The sequence below is a fragment of the Rahnella sp. NRRL B-41462 genome, from assembly GCF_003263525.1.
Taxonomy (GTDB): domain Bacteria; phylum Pseudomonadota; class Gammaproteobacteria; order Enterobacterales; family Enterobacteriaceae; genus Rahnella; species Rahnella aceris.
This window is the reverse complement of record NZ_JYDF01000159.1, coordinates 1-24,723: the sequence shown is the minus strand read 5'-3', so window position 1 is coordinate 24,723 and position 24,723 is coordinate 1. Positions and strand designations below refer to the sequence as shown.

The following is a 24,723-nucleotide window of genomic DNA, read 5'->3' as shown; positions in this document are numbered from 1 at the left end:
TTCCAGCCTGCCGGTCAGCACCCAGCTGATTCCGGCCGGGTGCCACGCTCAATGACTGCGACCGGGGTCGTCCCCGGTAAGCCATGCGCCATCAGCTGGTGGCTGATGGTTTCGCTGTTGGCAATGCCCATATAAAACACCAGCGTCTGACGCGCTTCGCCCAGCGCCCGCCAGTCAACATCCGGCTCTCCCTGTGCCCCGTGACCTGTCACAAACCTTACTGACTGCGCCAGACTGCGGTGGGTCAGCGGAATACCCGTGGATGCCGCACACCCCATCGCCGCCGTGATGCCGGGCACGATGTGGCACCTTACGCCGTGCTGCTGGCAATGTGCCATCTCCTCGCCGCCGCGACCGAACACAAACGGATCCCCCCCTTTGAGGCGCACCACGCGATGCCCGGCCAGCGCCAGACTGACCAGCAACTGATTAATTTCCTCCTGTCCCAGCGTGTGATTGCGCGTCGATTTACCGGCATCAATGCGCAGCGCCGCGCCCGGGATCAGCGCCATCACCGGCTCAGACACCAGCCGGTCAAACACCACCACATCCGCCTGCTGGATCACGCGCAGCGCTTTCAGGGTCAGCAGCTCGACATCCCCCGGCCCCGCGCCGACCAGCCAGACTTCACCGCGACACACCGGATTAAGCCGGTGGGCACCCACCAGAATTTGCGCGATCTGCTGCATCTGTAATGTTCTTTCGGGAATGTTGTTCATTGGCTGTCTCCCGCCGTCAGCGTGGCGAGCTGACCGGCAATGATTTTTTTGAGTTCAGGAATGCATGAGCCGCAATTTGTGCCGCATTTGAGTTTTTCGCCAAGCTGTTGCACGCTGTGACATCCCTGGCGGACGGCTTCAGTGATCGGGATTTCCCCCACGGAATAACAGCTACAAATGATGGCACCGGCGGGCGCTTTATCACGGCCTGCACGGCCTGCCAGCAACGCCAGACGCTGTTGCGCCGTGTGCGGCGGTGTGGTGAATGCCGCCAGCACCGCCTGCCGGTCAGGTGACGGCGGCCTGCGGCGGGCATAGAACGCCAGTTGTAACGCGCCGTCAGACCAGGCCAGCAGGCTGAAACCGTCATCGCCCAGTTGCGCGGTCTGGCAGAGCAGGTTGTCCGTGGCGTAAGACTCCTTCAGCCACGCCATCCAGTCTGCCGGTAGCGAAGAGTCGGCCAGTGTAAAGTGGGTCACACCCGGCTGGGTGATCAGGCTCCAGTAAGTGGTCACCGGTGGCGTAATATTTTCACCACGCACAAACAGTTCGGCCTGCCACGCGGCAGGCCAGCGGCTCAGGCTGACCGGCATATGTTTGCTTTCCGGCTGTCCCGACAGCGGATCAACATGCGCTTCAATCAGTGCATCGACCCGCGCCTGCTGGCTGAACCGGCTGTTCCAGTGCATCGGCACAAACACGCTGCCGCGCGGTTGCAGATTGTCGGGTTGGGCGCGCAGCAACAACCAGCCGTGCGAGGAGGCAACGCGTACCAGATCACCGGGCTGGATCTGCGGCGCGTCATCAGGATGAAACTGACAAAACGGCTCGCTGATGTGCTGCATCAGACGCGCTGACTTACCGGTGCGCGTCATCGTGTGCCACTGGTCGCGTACCCTGCCGGTATTCATGATCAGCGGATACGCCGCATTCGGCGAATTTACCGGCAGCCTTGGCGTGATGGCGATCAGTTTCGCTTTGCCGTCAGGGTGAAAGAACCGGTTATCCGTAAACAGCCGCGCCGTGCCCTGCGGATTGGCGGCATTCACCGGCCACTGCACAGGCTGCAGGGTGTCCCACTCCTCATCCGAAAGCTGCGCCAGCCCGCTGATATCAAACGCCCGCGAACCGTGATTTTCAAAACCGGAAAGCGCAGCATGTTCGCGGAAAATTTCTGCCGGATGCTGATACGAAAATGCCTCTGCAAACCCTAAACGCTGCGCGACCTGACTGAGGATCCACCAGTCCGGTTTCGCCTCACCCGGTGCAGGCAGAAACGCCCGCTGGCGTGAAATACAACGTTCAGAATTGGTCACGGTACCGTTTTTCTCGCCCCAGCCCAGCGCGGGCAGGCAGATATGCGCGGCACGGGTGGTATCAGTGTCGCGCATAATGTCGGAGACGATCACCAGCGGGCAGCTCGCCAGTCCGGCCCGTACCCGGTCGGCATCCGGCAGCGACACCAGCGGATTGGTGCCCATGATCCACACCGCTTTTATCCGGCCTTCTTCCACCGCGCGGAACAACTCCACGGCGTTCAGCCCGGCTGATTGTGTGACGTTGTCACTCTGCCAGAACCGCCCCACGCGGCTGATATCTTCCGGCGTAAAGCCCATGTGCGACGCCAGCTGATTCGCCAGTCCGCCGACTTCCCGTCCGCCCATCGCGTTCGGCTGGCCAGTGATTGAAAACGGTCCGCACCCCTCGCGCCCGATATGGCCGGTCGCCAGATGCAGGTTAATAATGGCGTTGCATTTATCCACGCCGGAACCGGACTGATTGATCCCCATCGAATACAGCGTCACCAGCCGCTGGCTGTCGCCCAACATCTGATAAAACGCCAGCAACTGATCCACAGGCAATCCGCAATACGCGGCGGTACGCGCCACTGTCCAGTCCCGTGCCGCCCGCAATGCGTCTTCAGCCCCCTGTGTATGGCGTTGCAGGAAAGCGGTGTCGAGTTTTCCGCTCTCCGCTATCGCGTTCAGCGCACCGCAGAACAGCGCCGCGTCACTGCCGGGGCGTAACGCCAGGTGCAAATCGGCGATATCACAGGTGGCGGTCTGGCGCGGATCGATAACAATAATGCGCATCTCCGGCCGGTCCTTTTTGGCCTGCGCCAGCCGCTGATACACCACCGGATGTGCCCATGCCGTATTCGAACCGGTCAGCAAGACGCAGTCGGCCCGTTCCAGATCCTGATAACTGCACGGCACCGCGTCGGCCCCGAACGCGCGTTTGTAACCCACCACGGCAGAGGCCATGCACAGCCGCGAATTGGTATCCATATTTCCCGCGCCGATAAAGCCTTTCATCAGTTTATTGGCGACATAATAATCTTCAGTCAGCAACTGGCCGGAACCGTAAAACGCAACAGCCTGCGGCCCCTGTTCGTCGATCACCGCCTGTAACCGCTGCGCGACCGTATCAAGCGCCCGCGTCCAGCTTACCGGCTGGCGGTCGATTTCCGGCTGTAACAACCGCCCCTGCAACCCCAGCGTTTCTCCCAGCGCGCTGCCTTTTACGCACAGTCGTCCGTGATTAGCCGGATGCGTTTGATCTCCACGGGCGCTGACACCCCCGGCCTGCGTTTCCATGCTGACGCCACATCCCACGCCGCAGTAAGCGCAGGTGGTCAGCGCCGGTGCTGTTGCCGGAGGTCTTTTCATACGCTGACCGTCGCAATGGTTTCAGCGGTTTTCACCCCCGGCTGTTCCTGCACCCAGACACGGCCATTTTCGACTTTCACCGGCCAGACGCTCAGCGCCAGTTGCGCGTCGTCCACGCTGCGCCCGTCGTGTAAACGGAAACGCTGTTTGTACAGCGGCGAAATCACCACCGGCTCGCCTTTCACATCGCCCACCAGCCCGCGTGCCAGCACATTGGCATCGCTGTCCGGCTCATGGTTACTCAGCGCGAAAACCTGCTGCGGATGCTCCGGCAAATGGAACAGCGCAATCTGCCGGTTAGCCAGCCGCGCCGCCATACCGGCATTGGCCGGAATGGCGCTGAGATCGCACAACTCCACCCAGCCCTGCACCGCCATCACCGGCTGAGAAACGGCGCTGACGGAAATACCGGCGCGTTCCTGCGACGTCGCGGGGCGAACCTGCTGTCGCTCCGTCACCATCACCACCGCTTCATCCGGCTCGCTGCTGTTGACGAACGGACGGAACAGCGCCAGCGGTCCGGATCTGCCAGCGTGGTTTGCCATTCGCACTGGTACGTGCCGACCACCGCGTTCATCTCACTTTCCAGTTCTGCGCCGATGTGCAGACTGTCTTCCAGCACCACCTGACGCAGGTAATCCATGCCGCCCTCGAGATTATCCATCCAGGTGCTGGTACGTTGCAGGCGGTCAGCGGTACGGATGTAAAACATCAGAAAGCGGTCTACGGTGCGGATCAGATCTTCCGTGCTCATGTCCTGCACCAGTAAATCAGCGTGGCGCGGTTTCATGCCGCCGTTGCCGCACACGTACAGGTTCCAGCCCTTTTCGGTGGCAATCACGCCCACGTCTTTGCTTTGTGCTTCGGCGCATTCACGGGTACAACCCGAGACCGCCATTTTGATTTTGTGCGGGGAGCGCAGCCCCTTGTAGCGGTTCTCCAGTTGCAGCGCCAGGCCGGTGGAATCCTGTACACCGTAGCGGCACCAGCTTGAGCCGACACAGGATTTCACCGTGCGCAGCGATTTGCCGTAGGCATGACCGGTTTCAAAACCGGCGTCCACCAGTTGCTGCCAGATTTCCGGCAGTTGTTCGAGGCGGGCGCCGAATAAATCCACCCGTTGCCCGCCGGTAATTTTAGTGTAGAGGTTGTAGCGTTTGGCGACCAGACCGATGGCGATCAGCCCGTCAGGCGTGATTTCACCAGCCGGAATGCGCGGCACCACGGAATAGGTACCGTCTTTTTGAATATTGGCGAAATAACGATCGTTGGTGTCCTGCAACGGCAAATGCTGCGGTTTGAGCAGGTAATCGTTCCAGCAGGACGCCAGAATGGATCCCGCCAGCGGCTTGCAGATTTCACAGCCGCTGCCGTGACCGTGTTTCTGAATCAGTTCGGCAAAGCTGCGGATATTGCCCATGCGCACCAGGTGATAAATTTCCTGACGGGAATAAGCAAAGTGCTCGCACACGTCTTTTTTCACTTCAACGCCCATTTCGGTGAGTGCGAACTCCATCACCTGTTTGGTCAGCGCTGCACAGCCGCCGCAGCCTGTCGCCGCCTTAGTGCAGGCTTTGACCGCCGCCATATCGCCGCAACCGCCCTTCACCGCGTCACAGATATCTGATTTGCTGACGTTATGGCAGGAACAGATTTGCGCACCGTCCGGCAATGCCGCGACGCCCAGCGTTTGTGGCGCTGCACCGGCGCTGGCGGGCAGGATCAGGTTTTCCGGACTGGCGGGCAGCGGCATATCGTTAAGCATCATCTGCAAAAGCGTGCTGTATTCGTTGCTGTCGCCGACCAGCACCGCGCCGAGCAGGCGTTTGCCGTCCTGCGAGACCACGATTTTTTTGTACACTTCCGCCGGACCGTCGACCCAGCTATAACTCTGACTGCCCGGCGTGCGGCCATGTGCATCGCCGACTGAGGCCACTTCTACGCCCAGCAGTTTCAGTTTGGTGCTCATGTCCGCGCCTTTAAACGCCACCTCGCTGCCGGAAAGCGTATCGGCCAGCGTGCGCGCCATCTGATAGCCGGGGGCGACCAGACCGAAAATCTGCCCGTTCCACAAGGCACATTCACCGATAGCAAAAATGGCCGGATCAGAGGTACGACACTGATCGTTAATCACGATACCGCCACGCGGCCCGACCTCCAGCCCGCACTCTTTTGCCAGCTGATCCCGCGGACGGATACCGGCGGAGAACAGCACCAGATCGGTCTCGAGATGACCGCCGTCGGCAAACTCCATGCGATAACGACTGGCTTCTCCGGCCACGATAGCGCGGGTTTCTTTGCCGGTATGGACCTGCACATCCAGCGCTTCAATTTTACGGCGCAGCATCGCCGCACCGCCTTCATCAAGCTGAACGCCCATCAGCCGTGGGGCGAATTCCACCACATGCGTTTGCAGCCCGAGATGTTTCAGGGCGTTTGCGGCTTCCAGCCCCAGCAAACCGCCCCCCACCACCACACCGGTTTTGCCGGTGGCAGCGCAGGCCTGAATCGCCGCCAGATCGTCCAGCGTGCGGTAAACCAGGCAGCCCGGCGCATCGTTGCCCGGAATTGGCGGGACAAACGGATAAGAACCGGTCGCCAGCACCAGCAAATCGTAAGCCGTCTGCCGCCCCTGATGATCGACCACAAAACGGTGACGGGTATCGATATGACCGATGCTGTGCCCGAGGCGCAGTTCAATGCCGGTCGACGCAAAGAAACCCTCTTCTACGACCGACAGCGACTCCGCGCTGCGACCGGAGAAAAACTCGGACAAATGCACCCGGTCGTAGGCCGGTGATTTTTCTTCCGCAAACACAATTACCTGATATTGCAGATGCAGTTCACGCTCGACCAGTTGTTGCAGAAAATGGTGGCCAACCATGCCGTGTCCGGCCATGACTAATACGGGTTTCGACATTGCAGTGCTCCTCGTTACCTCGGCGGGTAACTGTTCTGATTTAATGGCCGGTTCATCGCCGGGGCTGAATATGCTCAATGGCGTCTGGCAGTTGGCGGGATGGCTGATGCGGGCGAAATATTCCGGCCCGTCGCTGATATCACCCCACAGCAACACGCCGGTGAGCCGGTTATCACGCAGCAACAGGCGGCGGTAATGACCGTCAACCGGGTCAGATACCGTGTGAATTTGTGCGCCGTCGCCGCCGTGCAGTTCACCGGCACAGAACACGTCAATGCCGGTCACTTTCAGGCGCAGCGGCACCCTGTGCATCACCGGAGAGACCACCGGTGCACCGGCCAGACGGGCCGCCAGCGCCTCAGCCTGTTGCCAGCACGGCGCGACCAGACCGGCGGTCAGTTCCCCCTGCTGACAACATTCGCCGATGGCCGAAATAGCCGGGTCGGAGGTTTGCAGCGTGTCGCTGACCAGAATGCCGCGATCACAGTCCAGTCCGGCGGCCTGCGCCAGGGCAATATCGGGCCGGACACCGGCAGCTACCACCACGCGTTGCGCGGGAATTTCACGCCCGTCGCTGAGCCTCACCGCCCGTACATTCCCGGCAGGGTCACCGGCATAGGCCACGGTCTGCGCCTGTAAAATGGACGTAATGCCGCGCGTGGCGAGGCTGGCGCGAAGCAGTTCTGCACTATGTTCATCGAGCTGGCTGTCCATCAGATGGTTGCCGCGATGCAACAGGCTGACCTGCATGCCCCGCAGCGCCAGTGCGGCAGCGGCTTCCACGCCTAATACGCCGCCGCCCACCACCACGGCCGGCTGTCCGGCGTAATCTCCGCAGAGGATGTTTTCCACATCCTGCTGCTGACGGAAACCGTGAATACCGCGCAGTTGTGCGCCCGGCACCGGCAGCATAAAAGGCCGCGAACCGGTGGCGAGCACCAGATGGTGATAGTCAAACATCTGCCCGCCAGCCCGCACCCTGCGGGCAGTGCGGTCAATTTCTGTCGCCGCCGCACCGGCGATAAACGTGACGTTGTGACGTTTGTACCACTGCGCATCATGAGTCACGATGTCATCGAACTGTTTTTCACCGGCGAGCACCGGCGTGAGCAGAATGCGGTTATACGCAGGCTGTTTTTCTTCGCCGATGATCACAATGCGGTAACGCTCCGGCGCACGCTCGCACAGCCGTTCCACCAGCCGCACGCCCGCCATTCCGTTGCCAATCACTATCAGAGTGGGTTTATCCATTGTGCTTATCCCGCCTACTGAATCAGGCAACTGACCGGTGTTTTTCATACAGGAACTGCAGCACCTGCTGACGGTACTGGTGGAACAGGTGATCGTTCGCCAGCGCCAGCCGTGAGCGCGGACGCGCCAGTTCTACCTGCAACACGTCGCCGACTTTCGCTGCCGGGCCGTTGGTCATCATCATTACGCGATCTGAAAGCAATACCGCTTCGTCCACGTCGTGTGTAATCAGCAAAATCGTGGTTTTCAGGCGCGACTGAATCTCCATCACCGCATCCTGCAAATGTGCACGGGTTAACGCATCGAGCGCGCCGAAAGGTTCATCCATCAGCAACACTTTCGGTTTCATCGCCAGCGCACGGGCGATGCCCACCCGCTGTTTCATTCCGCCGGAAATCTCACCCGGACGTTTGTCAGCCGCATGCCCCATGTGCACCAGGTCGAGGTTGTGCGAAATCCAGTCACGCATTTCACTTTTACTCATCACCCCTTTAAATACCTGATTCACCGCCAGCGCCACGTTCTCAAAAGTGGTCAGCCACGGCAGCAGTGAATGGTTCTGAAACACCACGCCGCGTTCCGGGCCGGGGCCGGTGATTTCCTGGTTATCACACAGCAACACGCCTTCCGTCGGGCGACTCAGCCCGGCAATCAGATTCAGTAAGGTGGATTTTCCGCAACCTGAATGACCAATCAGGCTGACCGTTTCGCCCTGCGCAATATCAAAGCTGACGTTGTCGAGCGCCAGAAACTGCCCTTTCGCGGTCGGGAAACTCTGGCTGACGTTCTGCACGCGGATAATGGCTTTGTCGTTTTTCATCTCAGGCTCCTAACGGTTGTCGTAACTGAATCGGCGGGCAATGGCCATCAGCCCCTGCTCCAGCACCATGCCCACCACGCCAATCAGCAGGATGGCGATAATGATGTTTTCCACGTTGAGGTTGTTCCATTCGTTCCAGATCCAGAAACCAATCCCGACACCGCCGGTGAGCATTTCGGCCGCAACAATCACCAGCCAGGCGATACCAATCGACAGACGCACACCGGTGAGGATGTAAGGCAGTACCGCCGGAAACAGGATCTTGCGCATCACGGTGAATTCGCTGAGTTTCAGCACCCGCGCGACGTTGAGATAGTCCTGCGGAATACGCATTACGCCCTCAGCCGTATTGAGGATCATCGGCCAGATCGAGCAGATAAAAATGGTCCACGCCGAGGCGGGTTCCGCGCGCTGGAACAGCAGTAAACCGATGGGTAACCACGCCAGCGGACTGACCGGCCGCAGCAATGAAATGATCGGATTGAGCATGCTGGCGATAAAACTGAAACGCCCGATCAGGAATCCGGCAGGAATGCCGATCAGTGCCGCCAGCCCGAAGCCCATCGCCACACGTTTGAGCGATGCCAGTACGTTCCAGCCAATGCCCATGTCGTTCGGTCCGGCGATGTAAAACGGATCGGCGAAAATCACTTTGGCCGCTTCCCAGGTTTTCAGCGGCGTCGGAAACCCTTTACTGCTGAGCGCGGCAATCTGCCACAGCGCGATCACGACGATGGCGCCCAGCAATGCCGGAATGGCTTTTTGCAACACGCGGTGCATCACCACGCGCAACCGGGCGAGGTAAGCCGTTTTGGCGGCGCGGACCGGCGGCGCGGCGTTCTGCGTTACCGGGGCGATCGGTACAATTTCTGCACTCACCGGTTCGGTCAGCGCGATAACATTAGGTTTTGAATTCATGGACATCGGCGACCTCACTTAGCGTTTCATGGCAAAACTGTTGGCGTATTCAGCAGGATTACTGCCGTCCCAGACTTTCCCGTCCATCAGCGTGCTGCTGCGCATATCCCCGGACGGCAGGTTGATGCCGCCGACCGCCGTCGCCGCCTGTTTGTAGACGTCAATGCGGTTGATTTTTTTGGCCACCGCCAGATAGTCCGGATCTTTGTCCAGCAATCCCCAGCGTTTGTGCTGGGTCAGGAACCACATGCCGTCGGAGAGATACGGGTAGTTGACTGCGCCGTCGTTGAAGAAGCGCATGCTGTGGGCATCTTTCCACTTTTTGCCCAGTCCGTTTTCGTAATCACCGAGCATCCGCCCCTGAATCGTTGCCACCGGCGTATTGATGTAGGCGCGGGCGGCGACGACCTGCGCGGTTTCGATGCGGTTGGCATCGGAGGTGTCAATCCAGCGTGAGGCATCAAGCACGGCGGCGGTCAGCGCACGGGCGGCATTCGGATTGGCTGCGACCCAGGCTGACGTCGTTCCGAGAATTTTTTCCGGATGATCCGGCCAGATCTCCTGTGACGTGGCGGCGGTGAAACCGATATCGTCCTGTATGGCGCGCTGGTTCCAGGGTTCACCGACGCAGTAACCGCTCATGTTGCCGATCTTCATGTTCACCACCATTTGCGGCGGCGGTACGACCACGTTGCGCACATCGTTAAACGGGTGAATACCGGCGTTCGCCAGCCAGTAATACAGCCACATGGCATGCGTGCCGGTGGGGAATGTCTGCGCAAAGGTGTAGGTGCCTTTGGCGCGGGCATCGACCATTTTTTTCAGCGAAGCCGCATCGGTGACACCGGCCTGTTTCAGCTGATTTGAAAGCGTGATCGCCTGCCCGTTATTGTTGAGCGACATCAACATCGCCATGTCATGCTGCGGGCCGGACACACCCAGTTGCAGGCCATACACCAGCCCGTAAAGCACATGCGCGGCATCGAGTTCACCGGACACCAGTTTGTCGCGTACCGACGCCCAGCTTGATTCCTTGCTGGGGATAATTTTGATGCCGTACTTCTCATCAAACTTTTTCACTGCCGCCATCACCACGGACGAACAATCGGTCAGCGGAATAAACCCGACGCGGATTTCTTTTTTCTCGGGCGCATCTGAACCGGCCGCCCAGACGCCGTTCATAAAGCCCGGCATCATCATGCTGCCGCCCAGCACCGCACTGCCGGCAATAAAGCGGCGGCGGGAGAATTGCCCCGGAGTTTTTTTATCGTCTTGCGTCATTGCGGCTTCCTGTAATGTTGAAAAATGAGCAAAAAAAAAAGCGTCCTGTCAGCGCTCAGTTTCCTGAACGCTGACGGACGCCTTTATCCGTAATCCTGACTAAACCGCCATTGGTTTAGTCCTTATGTTGTAAAACAATGCAGCTTGTATGCCAACTTCGTGCATCGCAATAAAATCAGCCGGTTAGCGCATTTCCCGCACTCGCCTGACCGCCTGGTGCACCGCCACAGCACGCAGTGCACATCACAATGGCACACGGACAGTGCAGATACTCCTTAGGGATTAGTCGCCTTTCTTCCCTAATACAGCCGACACCGCAAGCATCGCTTCGGCAATCTCCGACAGCTTCTTGTTCTGGTTCATCGCCATATCACGCAGAGTTTTATGCGCCTGCGGTTCGGTCAGGCCGTGGTGTTGCATGAGCAACCCTTTGGCGCGTTCCACCAGTTTTCGCTCAGCCAGCGTGGCGCGAAGCCCGGCCAGTTCGGCATCGAGCGCCTGTAACTGACGGGATTGCTGCTCGACCAGCTCCAGTACGCAACGGCTGAGCTGCGGCGGCATCAGCGCCGAATAATGCGACTCCTGCTGCGGCATTTCTCCGATATCTTGCTGCTGAAGGGCAAGCGACGCCTGCGCTTCGCGGATCCGCTCACGGCAGCACTCCATCAGAATGTCTTCCAGTAAATCTTCCACCACTTTCATGCCGTCAATACGCACCGTGGTCACCTCAAACCAGCGCAGCGCAGCATCCGGGCCGTCATCTGCCGGGGTGGTTCGGGTGCAGGCAATCCGGCGCAGGCGCTCGAACTCGCTGCTGTCGGCGCTCAGTTGTTGTTGCCACAGCGCCAGACAGCGGACATCGGCAAATTCCCTGAAGGTTTGAAAACACCGCTCCTGACCTTCGATCAGATCTAAAAGCAACTGATGCGTCACGTCATCGAAGTGCCGCGCGGCAAACCCTGCAGCGCCTGATGCACGCTCCTGCCCGGCCAGTTCCTTACCCTGCATAAAGCTAAACATCGCCAGTAACGCCCGTGAAATGGACGGGTCACCCGAAATATCGGCGGCTTCAAATACCAGCGCCAGGTGCGTGCGGATAACCTCGCTGTACTGACGCATGGCTTCCGGCTGGCTGATATCCAGCGCCCGCACCTGACGGCGCAGCACCGGCAATGTGCTGAGGCTGTGTAAGACGGCAGCGATACGGCTGAACAGACGCGGCGCATTGCCCATGCTCTGTCCGTTAAGATCCCGCGCAAGCAACTGCTGGTCCACCGCCTGTTCCGCCATCTGAACCTGTAACGCCCGCTCACTCAGTTGTTCCGCCCACAGTTCGCCGTGCGAACATAAATAGATGTTCGCCGTGCCCCGCTCACGTTGCAGCACATGGATCAGCTGGCTGACCGCGCCGACCAGCTTGCCCATCTCCAGCAGTTGTTGCAGGCAGATGATTTCACTTTTTTTCGATGCCAGTACGAAACTAAGGGCAGAAAGGGACATGGAGGAACCTGATATCAGACAGAGGTTGATCAGGTTAAGCAAGAAGTGTGCCGGAGATGAAATACCGGTGCAGGTAGCCTGTCCCCGCGCGTATTGATGATTACAACGTCTCAAGTACGCGGCAGGCTATCTGGTTGAGTTCGATAAATTCAGGCCAGCTATATTGCTGCTGATAATTCAGTAAAAACTGTTTTTCGACCTGACATATCAGCGGGCGCTGGTCATAAACCTTACATTGGCGGCGGGTATCATCGTAGTGACGGCAGGCACCGTCACCGCGATCGAGATAGCGCGTTTCCTCTGCCCGATGAACATGGCGGCAACAGGCACCGCACTGATTACAGGGAAAAGATGGCGTCAGACTCATAAAGAACTCAGCCAGCTTCGGGTGGATTGTGCATTTCCGGCCTCAAAAGGCAGGCTGATATTGCGTTTCTCCGCCTCTGCTTTCAGCAGCAATCCGCGGCAAATTTCATCATTGATCAACCCTAAATGTCCGGTAAATGCGGCAAGTTCATCCGCATCCATAGCAAACTCAATCCGGGTTAATTCCAGAATATAACGATCAAGCTCCGCATTCACATTCTGGAAATAGTCTACCGCTTTCTGATATTTATCCTTGAATCTGTCGAGGAATGCCCATAGTTTTTGCATCAGAGCACTGCTTTCCAGAAAATAATTCATGGTCAGCGTGAGGATCCCCGTCGCCAGTGCGCTGCAAAATGCAGCAAGTTCAGGGCCGAACGGGAACAGAAATACACTCGCCAGATATTCATTAATCAGCACACCCGTTACGACGGCAATTCCCGCGGCTATCACGCGACTCGCCGCTTTGGCCTGCTGGCCTGGCGGCAGATTATCCGGATTGAACACCATGATTTTGAATGCCTGAACCAGATTATTCCACATCTCGCGGATCAATCTGACCAGCATCTTTTTCGTAGTGAAAACAATGTTAAACAACGTCGTGGTGATAGCCGACAGCACGCCACCCAATACGCCGTCTTTAAAGGCCGTGAGAAAATCACGAAATTTTGCTTTTACCCGTTCCCATGCGGCGACCAATGTTTCACCGATATCACCCAGGAATTCTCTGGCATCAAAGCGTTTACGCTGGCGGGCATAGAGGGAAGGGATGCGTTCGTGAACTTCAAACCAGACCTCTGCGAGGATAAGCCCCAGCATCTGACGGCTTCCCATCCGCAATCCGGTTGATAACGACGCACTGGCGACATTCAGGGCAAATTTGCTGCTGGTGTAATAGCTGAGGTTGACTTCTGATTCATAACGCCCCCGTGCTTTTTCATCTGCTTTCTGCATCCGTTCAAAATCTGCTTTAGACTTATTTTCCAGACTTTGCAGGCGCTTCTGCTGTTTCTCCGTCAGCACCGGCTGACTTTTTAAGGTCGCGATTTCCTGCTGATTAACCTGATATTCCTTTTGCAATTTTTTCACGAAATCCGACATCGGCAGTGCTTTTTTAGAGGTGTTTAGCGTTGCTCCGGTCGGCGTCAGATTGCTGTCATCATTGGCCAGATCGGCTCCGTTCAGTTCTGACAAGATCCGACCCGCATCATGATGAATTTCGTTGGCGGCAATAATATGGTCAAGATGCACCTTGTCATTGGGCTTTAGCGTTTCGCCCGTGTAGCTGTCCGTTAATGTCCCGGCTTTGCGCTGCGCACTGACGCTGGCGTTGTTTTTTTTTATAGTTTGCATGTTGATGGTAGACATCAGGATCATAGGCTGCACGGTTTTCATACCGCGTGCGTTCTTCTTCAGTAGCGTAAATCCCCTTTCGGACATTTTGAATCGTATTAACATCACCGCCGTCCTGATCTTTAAGCAGCAGAAAATCAAGGCCAAATGATGTTGCGAGACTTTTCACCACAGTCTCATGTAATTCCTTTCCCCAATCTATTTCCTGCGTCGCCATAGGATAATGCCACCTGTTGTATAAATAGCCACTCTGAAAAATACCGGGCACGCAGGCCCGGTCAGTTTTAAGCTTTTAAGGTATATTTCGCGCTATCCACTTCGGATTTAGCCAACGCCTTATCCAGTGCGTGTTTATTCAGCACGTTGATCCCATCCGTATCGGTCTGCAATTGCACGACACCGTTCTCAATAACAGCTTCATTTTTTTCATTGGTCACTGGTTTAAATAACGGCGTGGTAATGACATCAGTCATAATAGCCGCCAGCATGTAACCATTCTCAATCATACGCAGACATTCTTCAGAGTCTTCAATAGCATCCTGAATATTGTTATTACGACGCTCGAGAATTTTCTGATGCATTTCTTTCAGCGGGGTGAAATAGGTCGCAAAAAGGGTGTGAAGCTGAGACAAGGAAGTATAAATAGAATCAACATATTTATTCACCACTTTAAGATGCGACTCGGCCAGATTCATTTTATCTACGGCAGATCTCACCTGACGGGCGACATCCTGTGCATTTTCCAGTGCTTTCTCCGCATGTGCCGCATAAGCCCAGCCGGCGATCATCAGGATGGGTGCAACCACCGCGCCGCCCAATACCATCGCCCCACCGGCCATACCCCAACCGCCTGCCGCCAGCGAGCCTCCGCCAATGGCAGCCATCGTGGCATTATAGGCTGCTGCACCTGAGAGTGCTGCGATAGGTGTGCCGGTGGAGGCCGCCGCAAACGCCACGACACCACTGTAAACAGCGAATCCGGCCGCTGCACCTGATGTTCCGGCCCCCACAACAGTTCCGAGATATTCGGTCGCCGAAATAGCCAGCTTCTCAATCTTGTTTAAACGATGCTGTGGTATTTCCAGACGCAACTGGGTATGGCCGTCTTGCTCCATTTTTGCCAAAAGTTCTTTAGCTATGGTGTCAAACTCGCGGAATTCCTCGCCAATTCTTAATTCTTTTTTACCCAGGCGTTCAAGTTTGCGGGAAGCGTCATCATTGACGATATCGAAGGCTTTCTTGCGACTGTCATAGCGATTTTTAGCCCCCTCAAGGATCTCATTGGCTTCAGATTTGTCCTGATAGCCTTTGTACGCTTTTTTACCGCCGACGGCAGTTGCAATTGCTGCGGCACCTAAAATGATTAGAGGAATTGCCATAATACATCTCCATTGTTATTTAAATTATTTTGCCTCTGCGGGCAGTAAGGATTTTTCAGCTGAGGACAGGTAGCCTTTTAATAAACGGAAAAGCGCATCCCTGAGCCAGAAAGGTTCAAGAATTTCTATCTCCGGCAACCAGAAAAGTATCAGCGGTAATATTTGATTTTCATGCGCAGCCCGGCAACTCACGACAACACCATTTCCGTCATCCTGAAGCATTTTCTGTTCAGGCAGTAAGTCACGTCTTTTGAAATAATGAGCATGGCGTCCTTTCACATGAAGTTTCACGTCAAAGCCTTCCCGGCTAATCCAGGGATCCTGACTGCTTTCCAGTAAAGCCATTACCGTAATATCGGGAATAAAGGTTTCTTTTTTAATATCCAGCCACTCGATCTGACTCAGTGAAAAAGATTTCAGCTTCCCTTTATCTGTCGCCTGTAAATACCAGATATTGTGCTGATTGATAAGCCGGTACGGGTGGAGTTCCCGGTCTTTACCTTTATAGGTCAGTTTACAGAGATTCCGCTGTCTGATGGCTTTCTCGATGGCCGGGAAATGACGACGAAGATCGGCCTTTAACGTATGTTCAGGGCTGGCATTCCGAATGCTGATATGTTTTTCGTTCAATCGGGCATCGAGATACTGCCAAAAATCACTTCCACGTTCGGGGAAGTAACTGTCAGCCTGCAAAAATTTTGCCAGCGAATGATGCAAATTTTCCGTTTGTGTCGATTGCAGAGCGGATGAAAGCCGGTATTCACCTTCGCCACAGTGCTCAATGACCGTCGACAGTGCATTCAAATCACGATAGACCGTCCGTTCAGTGATTGAGAATTTCTCCATAAGCGAATTGCGTTTAACAACGCCATTCAGGTGTAGCTCCGTTAATATATCAACCAGCCGCTCCGCCGAGCGGCACTTTACGCGACGCGCCATCGTTTAATCCTAAAGCTACAGTGAGGTGATGTGGTGATTATCCATAACTCACTGACAGGGTTTGTCAGTCACCCATTCGGTATTTCTCTTTTATCGCCCGTTTTTGACAAAACTTAAATTTTTAGGGGAATTCATCACGAAAAAATATGAACAACTTAATGAAGTAAAAAAAAGTCCGTCAGCACGCAGTTTCCCGGATGCCAACGGACGCCTTTTCTTTCAAATTTCGGCCTGTAACATGGAAACATAATGCTGTTTCAGCAGCATAATAATTCAGCATGTCAAAACCTGAATAATCAACCTGTACTCTTAATGCGTGTTAAACGGCGGACCAGATCCATTTCGGCGCGCCGGAACGGAATGCCGTATTCGTCGAGCACATCGTGAAACCATAAATGGGCATAATCGTGATTGCCCTTGCGCACCGAGGGCCAGGGCAGCGTGGTCTGGGTTTTACCGCGCACTAATCCCCACTGATAACAGCCCGCATTGAACGCGCTGAACAGCGGCAGTTGCTCCTCAAACACGCTGCCGACATGGCGCGCCAGCCATTCGGTACATAACATCGGGCGGTTGAATTTCTGCCAGAAACGCAGTGTCTGTAAAAGTTTCGGCGTCGCGACATACGCGTGAAAACTGATGACGTCAGAAAGTTCAGCCGCCGCCACATCAATAGGATGGGTGAAAAACTCGCTTTCCGGCTGGTCCGGATCCTGTGAACAATGCCAGGCACCGACGGTCAGCGGCTGGACGGGATCTTCCCCGCGCGCCCAGACAAATGCCTTATGCATCAGTTCCAGCGCAAACCCTTCCAGTTTTTCGTCATACATCGTTTCTTCCAGTCCGGTGGCGAACGTGCCACGGTTACCCGGTTCGTTGTACAAATCCCAGATGGCAATACGGTCGTCGGTGCGGAAATGACGGATGATGTCGCGCACATAAATCTCCACCTCCGGCCACATATCGCGGTTGCAAACCACATCCCGCCCCGGACTGGCAGCCGCCTGACTGTTATGTTTGCCCGGTTCCGGTGCTTTTTGCGGCCCGAGGAACGGCTCATCGCCGGAGAATCCGCAATCGTCCATCAGCGTGAGCATGACCCTGATGTCATGACGACGGGCAATACTGAGAAACTGATCGATGCGCGCCAGCAAACCGTCGCGATCGGCCTGCCAGACGATAAACGGCAGATTGATACGCAACTGGTTATAACCCGCTTCCTGTGCCCAGCCGAGTTCCTGATCAATCACCGGCGCATCAAAAGTTTCACGCTGCCACAGTTCGGTCCAGTTAACCGCCGTGCGCGGCAGATAATTAAATCCGCAAATCCAGCCCTGTTGCTCACTCCACGCAGCCGCCTGTTCCCTGCTCCATTGCTTTTTCATTCATCACTCCTGATGTTAAAATGCATTAACTCATATTATTCGCTGCTTTTTATTACCTGCGAACAATAGCTGCAATTTGCATGCTCAGGTTCTGCAATTAAGATCACACTCTTTTTGCCTAATTTGCTGAGCCAACAGGCAAATTCCCCCGCGTGACAGAGGGTGAAATTAAAATAGAATTAATGGAGAAGGAGAAAAAAATAGCAGAGTGGATGCAATGGGATAATTATATTGCATGTTTGTTACAGGAAATAATAACGTTAAAACTATAATAAATAATGACGAAAATAACTTCAGTAAATGAAATGATTAATTAATACCTTCCGGTAACGGGGAATACCCGGTCTGCGGATATTCCCCCGTTACGGCATTAGCCCAGATCCCCCCCGTTACTGGCAATCACTTTCTTGTACCACCAGAACGATTTCTTTCTCTTTCTTTCCAGCGTGCCATTACCGGCATCGTCGCGGTCGACATAAACGAAGCCGTAGCGCTTGCTCATTTCACCGGTCGAGGCGGAGACAAGATCGATACACCCCCATGAGGTGTAGCCGATCAGCGGAACGCCATCGGTGATCGCTTCACCCATCGCGCGGATGTGCTCACGCAGATAGCTGATGCGGTAATCGTCGTTGATTTCGCCCTGCGCGTTGATTTCATCTTTCGCGCCGAGGCCGTTTTCGACCAGAAATAACGGCTTCTGATAGCGGTCGTACATCATGTTCATGGTGATGCGCAGACCGAGCGGATCGATGCCCCAGCCCCATTCGCTGGCCTCGATGTACGGATTTTTCAGCGATTTAACAATATTCGCCGCGCTGCTGTTGTTGTCGTTCATGTCTGCTGACGCACAACGCGACGCGTAGTAACTGAACGAGACAAAATCGACGGTGTTTTTCAGGATGCCGTCATCGCCCGGCTCAGTCACGACGTTAACGCCCTTTTCGGCAAAGACGCGGCGGGTATATGACGGATATTCGCCACGCGCCTGCACATCGATGAAGAACAGGTTCTCGCGGTCTTTTTGCAGGGCCGCCCAGACATCAGCCGGTTTACAGGTTTGCGGATAGAAATTTCCGCCAGCCAGCATACAACCGACCTGATTCTCCGGGTTCACTTCATGGGCAATTTTTGTCGCTAAAGCACTGGCCACCAGCTCATGGTGCGCCGCCTGATATTTCACCTGCTCCTGATTTTCGCCCTCTTCAAAGACTAAACCGGCACCGGAGAACGGGCTGTGCAGCAGGATGTTAATTTCGTTGAAGGTCAGCCAGTATTTCACCAGCCCGTCGAACGCTTCAAAACAGGTACGCGCATAGCGGGCGAAAAACTCCACCATTTTGCGGTTACGCCACGAGCCGTATTCGATGACCAGATGCATCGGCACATCAAAATGGCACAGCGTCACCAGCGGTTCGATGCCGTACTTTTTGCATTCCGCAAATACGCCACGGTAAAACGCGATACCTTCCTCGTTCGGCACCTGCTCATCACCATTGGGATAAAGACGGCTCCAGGCAATCGAGGTGCGGAACACGGTAAAGCCCATTTCTGCCATCAGCGCGATGTCTTCTTTGTACCGATGGTAGAAATCAATCGCCTGATGCGCCGGATAAAACTCGTCGTCTTTCAGGGAGAAACGTTTTTCCTGACCGGTTTTTACCGCCAGACGGTGCGCGCCATGCGGGATCATATCTACCGTGGTCAGCCCTTTGCCTCCTTCGAAACTGCCGCCTTCGGCCTGGTTTGCGGCAATCGCGCCGCCCCATAAAAAACCTTCAGGAAATGCTGATGCTGACATGTAAAATCCTCTCCTTTAATTTATTTAACTGCGCTTTGCGAAACCGCAAAGGCGGCGGAAGCCGTTGATTCCGGCGCTGTATTTTTTGGCGCCACGGTTTCCACCGGAATATCTTCAAATCCGAGCAGCAAGGTAGTGAAGAAGGAGATCACCACCGCGAGGACCATCACGCCCACCACCCAGACAATGCTCATCGGATTCGACGGGTCGAAGAACTGCACGCTGGTAAACAGCCCCGGCGACGCCATCGAATGGCTGGCGAGTCCGCCTAATCCCGCCACGCCACCGCAAATAAAGCCGCTGATTAAGCAGGCGATCAGCGGACGTTTCAGCCGCAGCGCCACGCCGTACAAGGCGGGTTCGGAAATCCCGGCGACAATCGCTGAAGCCGCTGCGGCCAGCGCAGTCTGACGCAGTTCCGGGTTTTTGGTACGCCACGCGACCGCCAGTGAAGAACCGCCCAGTGACAGGTTCGCGCCAATTTCGGACGGCATCACCATGCCCTCTTTGCCGGTTTCTGCGATGGTCTGAATAATGGTTGGCGTGAATACGCGGTGCATGCCGGTCATCACCAGCAGCGGCCAGGCCGCGCCCATAATGGCGACAGAAAGCCAGCCCAGATAACTGTGAACGGTATACACCACCGCTGAAATCCCGGTACCGATCCAGATGCCCAGCGGACCAATCAGCATGATGGCGATCGGTGCGGCAATCAGCATAATCAGCATCGGTTTGAGGAAGTTTTTAGTGACAACCGGTGTAATGCGATCGACCCATTTTTCAATGTAAGACAGCAGCCAGGTCATGCACAGCGCCGGAATAACGGTGTAGGTGTATTTCACCGCCGTGACGGAAATGCCGATAAATTCGACTTTCTGCCCCTGTGCCGCTTTCGCCATTAAATCGATAAACGCCGGATGGACAAGGATCCCGGCAATCGCAATCGCCAGCGACATATTGGTTTTAAATTTCACCGCTGCCGACGCCGCCACCATCACCGGCAGGAAGAAGAACGCACCGTCGCCGATGGTATTGAGGATCACCAGCGTGGAAGCGCCCTTGTCGAACACGCCGGTCATATCCAGGATCATCGCCAGCAGTTTCACCATTGAACCACCGATAATGGCCGGGATCAGCGGCGACATGGTGCCGATCAGCGCATCCAGAATGCCGGAGCCGATACGTTTCAGGGTGATTTTATTTTTCGCCGGTGCAGCGCTGTCGTCACTGGCTGAGAAGCCTTCCGGCAGCAGTTTCAGCACTTCAGCGTACGCCTGAGAAACGTTGTTACCGATGATCACCTGGCACTGTTTTTCGTTGCGCACCACGCCCATCACGCCGGTAATGGCTTTCAGTGTGGCGGCATCAACAACAGATTCGTCATTCAGCACAAAGCGCAGGCGCGTCATGCAGTGTGTCACTGCCGCAACGTTCTGTGCGCCGCCGATGGCATCCACAATCGATTGTGATATTGCTGCAAAATTTTTAGACATGTGTACAACTCTCTCAGATTCATAGGGTTATGAATGTTTTTCAGAAGCCCTGGCTCCTGTGAAACCACTTTTTATGAACGTTATGCTTTTTTTATGAAAGGCTGTGAAACGATAGGTAACCGGTTTCATACGAGAATGTTCAGTTCCATCTGTAACTTCAATAAAAAAATGCAACGTTGTTTTATTTTTGTGATGACGATCTCTCACTGCCGTTCTGTTATGCCAAAAACATCGTAAAACGGCTGAAATGTGTAGAATGACGCATCATTTTTCACTTTCAGGAAGCCCTGATGTCGACAATGCAGGAAGTGGCTAATAAAGCGGGCGTCTCCAAAGCCACCGTTTCCCGTGTACTTTCCGGTAAAGGTTATGTGAGCCAGGAAACGAAAGATCAGGTATTTAAAGCCATTGAGGAAGCGGGATACCGGCCAAATTTACTGGCGCGCAATCTGGCGACCAGCAAGTCGATGTGCATTGGCCTGGTGGTGACCAACACGCTGTACAACGGCAATTATTTCAGTGAGTTAATTTCTCAGGCGGCAAAAAAACTCGACGCCAATGGCCGTCAGTTGATCCTGATCGATGGCAAACACAGCGCCGAAGAAGAACGGGAAGCCATTCAGTTTCTGCATGATTTACGCTGCGACGGCATTATTATTTATCCGCGCTTTTTATCCGTTGATGAAATGGATGAGATCATCGATAAATATAAAAAACCGGTGATGGTGGTTAACCGTAAATTGCGCAAACATCAGAGCCATTGTATTTACTGCGACCACAAAGGTTCCGGTTTTAATGCCACACAGACCCTGATTGAACACGGTCACCATAATATTGCGTTTATCACCGGTTCCCTGGATTCCCCGACGGCGATAGAACGTCTTTCGGGTTATAAAGAGGCGCTCGCCGCAGCCGGATTGCCGGTCAGGGAATCGCTGATTGCGCAGGGAAAATGGTCGCCAGCCAGCGGCGCTGCCGCCGTGGAAACCCTGCTGATGACCGGTCAGACTTTCAGCGCAATTCTGGCCAGTAACGATGAAATGGCGATCGGCGCGATGAAAAAACTGAACGAAACCGGTATTGCCGTACCCGCACAGGTTTCGGTGATCGGGTTTGATAATATCCCGACCGCGCCGTTTCTTATTCCGGCGCTGTCGAGTGTAAAGGATCCGGTCAGCGATATGGTCAGTGAAGTCATCAGTCAGATTATTTCCATGCTCGATGGCGGTTATTTATCCCAACAGAATAAGTTTGTGTCTGAACTTATTTTGCGGGATTCGGTGATTAACGGCCCCTGCGCCTCCATCAGCTTTCCCTAAACGCAGTTTAAATTATCCGTTAAACACAGCGGATTCAGCTTTATCCTGATTGTTGTTTCAATCCTGAGCATCTTTAAGCGCCAAAGACTCAGCCGCACATTGTTGCGGCTTTTTTACATGCTGATTAACTGCTTGTAACGCATGAACATTATGTGCCTTTTTATTAAAGCCCCGAACTTCCCTGCCGATAACACTCCCGTTAGTTAAAACCCAAATAACAGATTTCACTTAAGGCCGATCTTTTTGCTAAATACGCTTAAATTTAAGCACGTTAGAAGCAAAATTTGGCGAAGTAAGAATTTTCTTATGCTAACGTTTCACGGGCACATCACAGCAAAAATGCGTCGGGAACAGGCGCACTATTTAGCCGGACTCTGATTTGGACGGACCCCGTGCAGAGACGGCCAGCTATCAGGCAAAAAATATGAGTGAAGATTCTGATGTACTTTATCGATTGCTGGTTCAGCGCGTAGAAGACTATGCGATTTATATGCTGACTCCCGATGGCCATATTGCGAACTGGAATGCCGGTGCGCAGCGGGCGAAAGGTTATACGCCTGAAGAAGTTGTCGGTAAGCACTTTTCCTGTTTTTACACCGAAGAAGACAGACAAAACGGCTGGCCGCAACGCGGGCTGGAAACGGCGCGTTCCACTGGCCGTTACGAATCCGAAGGCTGGCGACAGCGTAAAGACGGCTCGCGCTTCTGGGCGCACATTATTATTGAAGCCTTACGCGAAGCCGGGGAAATCATCGGATTTGCCAAAATCACCCGTGATGTCACGGAGCGTCGTGAAACGGAAAAGGCCCTGTTGCAGGCCAAAGAACTGGCCGAATCCAACAGCGAGCAGCTCTCGTCCCTGTCACATTTCCTCAATACCGTGATCGCCAATATCCCGTCCTCGGTGATTGTCGAGAATGCCGTCTCGCGCGAAATTCTGCTGGTCAACCGCCAGGCAGAGCGTCTGCTGGGGATTCCCCGCGACAAAATGCTCGGTAAGCGCCCGCAGGATTGTATGGGCATCGGACTGAGCACCTTTATTAATAAGCAATCGGATGAATGTTTGCGCGCAGAAGGCCTGCACCGCAGCGAGCAGCAATTACTGACGGCTATTGGCGACCGGACGTTGCAGACCACCAGTTCGGTGATCCGCGGGCACGATCCTCAGACCAGCTACGTGATGATGATTGCTGATGACGTGACGGACCAACAGGCCGCCCACGCCCGTATTCACCACATGGCGCATCACGACAACCTCACCAGTCTGCCGAACCGCATTCTGTTCAGCCAGCGTCTCAGTGAAGCCTTGCAGCGCGACAGCTATACTCACAGCCACACCGCCACGCTGTGTCTGGATCTCGATAACTTCAAGAACGTCAATGACGCGCTCGGCCATCAGGTTGGTGACGAACTGCTGCGCGCGATAGCCAAACGTCTGCGCATGACGCTGCGCGATGACGACACGCTGGCACGCATCGGCGGTGACGAATTTGCCGTGGTGCTGCCGGGGCTGAAAGACATTTCTGCCGCGCACCAGATTTCCAAACGCCTGATTGAATCAGTACGTCCGCCAGTCATTATCGATGGCCATTCGTTATCCGTCGGCCTGAGCATCGGTATTGCGCTCGCCGGTTCGACGGAAAACACCCCCGATCAATTGCTGCGTTGTGCGGACATGGCGCTGTATGAAGCCAAACGTAACGGCCGCAACCGTTATGAAGATTTCCGCCTTGAGATGGATGCCGCCGCGCGCAAACGCCGGGTGGTCGAAATGGACTTACGCGACGCCATTACCTGTAATCAGTTGCGTCTTTACTACCAGCCGATCACTGATGCCCGCCACGATGCCGTAATGGGTTACGAGGCGCTCATGCGCTGGCATCATCCGGAAAACGGGCTGATCATGCCGGTCGATTTCATTCCGATTGCCGAAGAAACGGGGCTGATCCACAGTCTTGGCTCATTTGCGTTGCACGAAGCCTGCCGCGAAGCCGCAAGCTGGAAAGGCAGTCAGACGGTTGCCGTTAACCTTTCACCGATTCAGTTCAAAAACAGCGGGCTGCTGTCGGTGGTGGAATCAGCGCTGGAAGCCTCAGGGCTGGATCCGTCACGTCTGGAAGTGGAAATCACGGAATCGGTATTGCTCGATAACACGCTTGGCAATATCAGCACATTGCGGAAACTGAAATCGCTGGGTGTGCGGATTGCGCTGGACGATTTCGGCACCGGGTATTCGTCGCTGAGTTATCTGCGGTCTTTCCCGTTCGATAAAATCAAAATAGACCGGTCATTCATTAACGACATGCACGACAGCCGCGAAGCACTGGCAATTATCCGTGCCATCACCGGCATGAGCCGCAGTCTGGACATTCAGACCACGGCAGAAGGTGTGGAAACCGACGAGCAGTTCCGGCGTCTGAAAGAAGAAGGTTGTACGTTGTTCCAGGGGTATTTCTTCGGGCGCCCTCAACCCTCAGAGTCACGACTAACCGGGTTCGCACCTCTCTGATGATAGGTATTAAACACGGTTTGTGCCGGGGATGATCGGGGGAACAGCGGTATATAAGCCTGTTATTTCTGACGATTGTTTTAGCTCCTCCCCCTGCGAAG

General features: G+C 55.0%; 15 protein-coding genes and 2 pseudogenes. 2 read left to right on the top strand and 15 right to left on the bottom strand.

Annotated elements, in window-relative coordinates:
- Window positions 1-29: 29 nt before the first annotated feature.
- The 15 genes and pseudogenes from cobA to ascF form a co-directional block, all read right to left on the bottom strand.
- A pseudogene (gene cobA / locus UC14_RS25660) lies at window positions 30-689 on the bottom strand (uroporphyrinogen-III C-methyltransferase); the annotation flags it as partial.
- A gap of 26 nt (window positions 690-715) precedes the next feature.
- The gene (locus UC14_RS25655) at window positions 716-3,388 is read right to left on the bottom strand and encodes a nitrate reductase (protein ID WP_112198697.1); all 2,673 of its coding nucleotides are present in this window, start codon (window positions 3,386-3,388) and stop codon (window positions 716-718) included.
- Window positions 3,385-7,559: pseudogene (gene nirB, locus UC14_RS25650) on the bottom strand (nitrite reductase large subunit NirB). Before nirB ends, UC14_RS25655 begins: the two are co-directional and overlap by 4 nt.
- A gap of 22 nt (window positions 7,560-7,581) precedes the next feature.
- Window positions 7,582-8,379, bottom strand: a complete 798-nt coding sequence (locus UC14_RS25645; protein WP_013575696.1) for an ABC transporter ATP-binding protein — start codon at window positions 8,377-8,379, stop codon at window positions 7,582-7,584.
- A 9-nt stretch (window positions 8,380-8,388) separates the two neighbouring features.
- The gene (gene ntrB / locus UC14_RS25640; RefSeq protein WP_112198696.1) at window positions 8,389-9,303 is read right to left on the bottom strand and encodes a nitrate ABC transporter permease; all 915 of its coding nucleotides are present in this window, start codon (window positions 9,301-9,303) and stop codon (window positions 8,389-8,391) included.
- Window positions 9,304-9,315: 12 nt separating this feature from the next.
- On the bottom strand, window positions 9,316-10,578 hold the full coding sequence (locus UC14_RS25635; RefSeq protein WP_112198695.1) for a CmpA/NrtA family ABC transporter substrate-binding protein: 1,263 nt from the start codon (window positions 10,576-10,578) through the stop codon (window positions 9,316-9,318).
- 282 nt (window positions 10,579-10,860) lie between these two features.
- The gene (locus UC14_RS25630) at window positions 10,861-12,078 is read right to left on the bottom strand and encodes a nitrate regulatory protein (RefSeq protein ID WP_013575699.1); all 1,218 of its coding nucleotides are present in this window, start codon (window positions 12,076-12,078) and stop codon (window positions 10,861-10,863) included.
- A gap of 100 nt (window positions 12,079-12,178) precedes the next feature.
- On the bottom strand, window positions 12,179-12,445 hold the full coding sequence (locus UC14_RS25625) for a YkgJ family cysteine cluster protein (protein WP_013575700.1): 267 nt from the start codon (window positions 12,443-12,445) through the stop codon (window positions 12,179-12,181).
- Complete coding sequence (locus UC14_RS25620; RefSeq protein ID WP_232829741.1) at window positions 12,442-13,797, bottom strand: histidine phosphatase family protein; 1,356 nt, start codon at window positions 13,795-13,797, stop codon at window positions 12,442-12,444. Before UC14_RS25620 ends, UC14_RS25625 begins: the two co-directional genes overlap by 4 nt.
- Complete coding sequence (locus tag UC14_RS27235) at window positions 13,700-14,014, bottom strand: hypothetical protein (RefSeq protein ID WP_232829740.1); 315 nt, start codon at window positions 14,012-14,014, stop codon at window positions 13,700-13,702. Before UC14_RS27235 ends, UC14_RS25620 begins: the two co-directional genes overlap by 98 nt.
- Window positions 14,015-14,081: 67 nt before the next feature.
- Complete coding sequence (locus UC14_RS25615; RefSeq protein WP_013575702.1) at window positions 14,082-15,176, bottom strand: hypothetical protein; 1,095 nt, start codon at window positions 15,174-15,176, stop codon at window positions 14,082-14,084.
- A 24-nt stretch (window positions 15,177-15,200) separates the two neighbouring features.
- Window positions 15,201-16,115, bottom strand: coding sequence for a YafY family protein (locus UC14_RS25610; protein WP_112198694.1), 915 nt, complete (start codon window positions 16,113-16,115; stop codon window positions 15,201-15,203).
- Window positions 16,116-16,411: 296 nt separating this feature from the next.
- The gene (locus UC14_RS25605) at window positions 16,412-17,500 is read right to left on the bottom strand and encodes a cellulase family glycosylhydrolase (RefSeq protein WP_112198693.1); all 1,089 of its coding nucleotides are present in this window, start codon (window positions 17,498-17,500) and stop codon (window positions 16,412-16,414) included.
- 370 nt (window positions 17,501-17,870) lie between these two features.
- Window positions 17,871-19,301 (bottom strand): 6-phospho-beta-glucosidase, encoded by a 1,431-nt coding sequence (locus tag UC14_RS25600; protein ID WP_112198692.1) that lies wholly within the window; start codon window positions 19,299-19,301, stop codon window positions 17,871-17,873.
- A 20-nt stretch (window positions 19,302-19,321) separates the two neighbouring features.
- The gene (gene ascF / locus UC14_RS25595; RefSeq protein ID WP_112152395.1) at window positions 19,322-20,794 is read right to left on the bottom strand and encodes a PTS cellobiose/arbutin/salicin transporter subunit IIBC; all 1,473 of its coding nucleotides are present in this window, start codon (window positions 20,792-20,794) and stop codon (window positions 19,322-19,324) included.
- Window positions 20,795-21,084: 290 nt separating this feature from the next.
- Between ascF and UC14_RS25590 the strand changes: the two genes are divergently transcribed.
- Entirely contained in the window at window positions 21,085-22,113 is a 1,029-nt protein-coding gene (locus UC14_RS25590; RefSeq protein ID WP_112198691.1) for a LacI family DNA-binding transcriptional regulator, read from the top strand.
- A gap of 424 nt (window positions 22,114-22,537) precedes the next feature.
- Window positions 22,538-24,622 carry a bifunctional diguanylate cyclase/phosphodiesterase gene (locus tag UC14_RS25585; protein WP_013575708.1) on the top strand — a complete coding sequence of 695 codons (2,085 nt, stop codon included), beginning with the start codon at window positions 22,538-22,540 and terminating at the stop codon, window positions 24,620-24,622.
- Window positions 24,623-24,723 lie beyond the last annotated feature (101 nt).

Bases quoted from the DNA above. Each gene is read 5' to 3' on its own strand.
- UC14_RS25635 (WP_112198695.1), bottom strand. From the start codon at position 10,578: ATGACGCAAGACGATAAAAAAACTCCGGGGCAATTCTCCCGCCGCCGC.
- UC14_RS25600 (WP_112198692.1), bottom strand. From the start codon at position 19,301: ATGTCAGCATCAGCATTTCCTGAAGGTTTTTTATGGGGCGGCGCGATT.
- ascF (WP_112152395.1), bottom strand. From the start codon at position 20,794: ATGTCTAAAAATTTTGCAGCAATATCACAATCGATTGTGGATGCCATC.
- UC14_RS27235 (WP_232829740.1), bottom strand. From the start codon at position 14,014: ATGGCGACGCAGGAAATAGATTGGGGAAAGGAATTACATGAGACTGTG.
- ntrB (WP_112198696.1), bottom strand. From the start codon at position 9,303: ATGTCCATGAATTCAAAACCTAATGTTATCGCGCTGACCGAACCGGTG.
- UC14_RS25625 (WP_013575700.1), bottom strand. From the start codon at position 12,445: ATGAGTCTGACGCCATCTTTTCCCTGTAATCAGTGCGGTGCCTGTTGC.
- UC14_RS25655 (WP_112198697.1), bottom strand. From the start codon at position 3,388: ATGAAAAGACCTCCGGCAACAGCACCGGCGCTGACCACCTGCGCTTAC.
- UC14_RS25585 (WP_013575708.1), top strand. From the start codon at position 22,538: ATGAGTGAAGATTCTGATGTACTTTATCGATTGCTGGTTCAGCGCGTA.
- UC14_RS25605 (WP_112198693.1), bottom strand. From the start codon at position 17,500: ATGAAAAAGCAATGGAGCAGGGAACAGGCGGCTGCGTGGAGTGAGCAA.
- UC14_RS25620 (WP_232829741.1), bottom strand. From the start codon at position 13,797: ATGCAAACTATAAAAAAAAACAACGCCAGCGTCAGTGCGCAGCGCAAA.
- UC14_RS25590 (WP_112198691.1), top strand. From the start codon at position 21,085: ATGTCGACAATGCAGGAAGTGGCTAATAAAGCGGGCGTCTCCAAAGCC.
- UC14_RS25615 (WP_013575702.1), bottom strand. From the start codon at position 15,176: ATGGCAATTCCTCTAATCATTTTAGGTGCCGCAGCAATTGCAACTGCC.
- UC14_RS25610 (WP_112198694.1), bottom strand. From the start codon at position 16,115: ATGGCGCGTCGCGTAAAGTGCCGCTCGGCGGAGCGGCTGGTTGATATA.
- UC14_RS25645 (WP_013575696.1), bottom strand. From the start codon at position 8,379: ATGAAAAACGACAAAGCCATTATCCGCGTGCAGAACGTCAGCCAGAGT.
- UC14_RS25630 (WP_013575699.1), bottom strand. From the start codon at position 12,078: ATGTCCCTTTCTGCCCTTAGTTTCGTACTGGCATCGAAAAAAAGTGAA.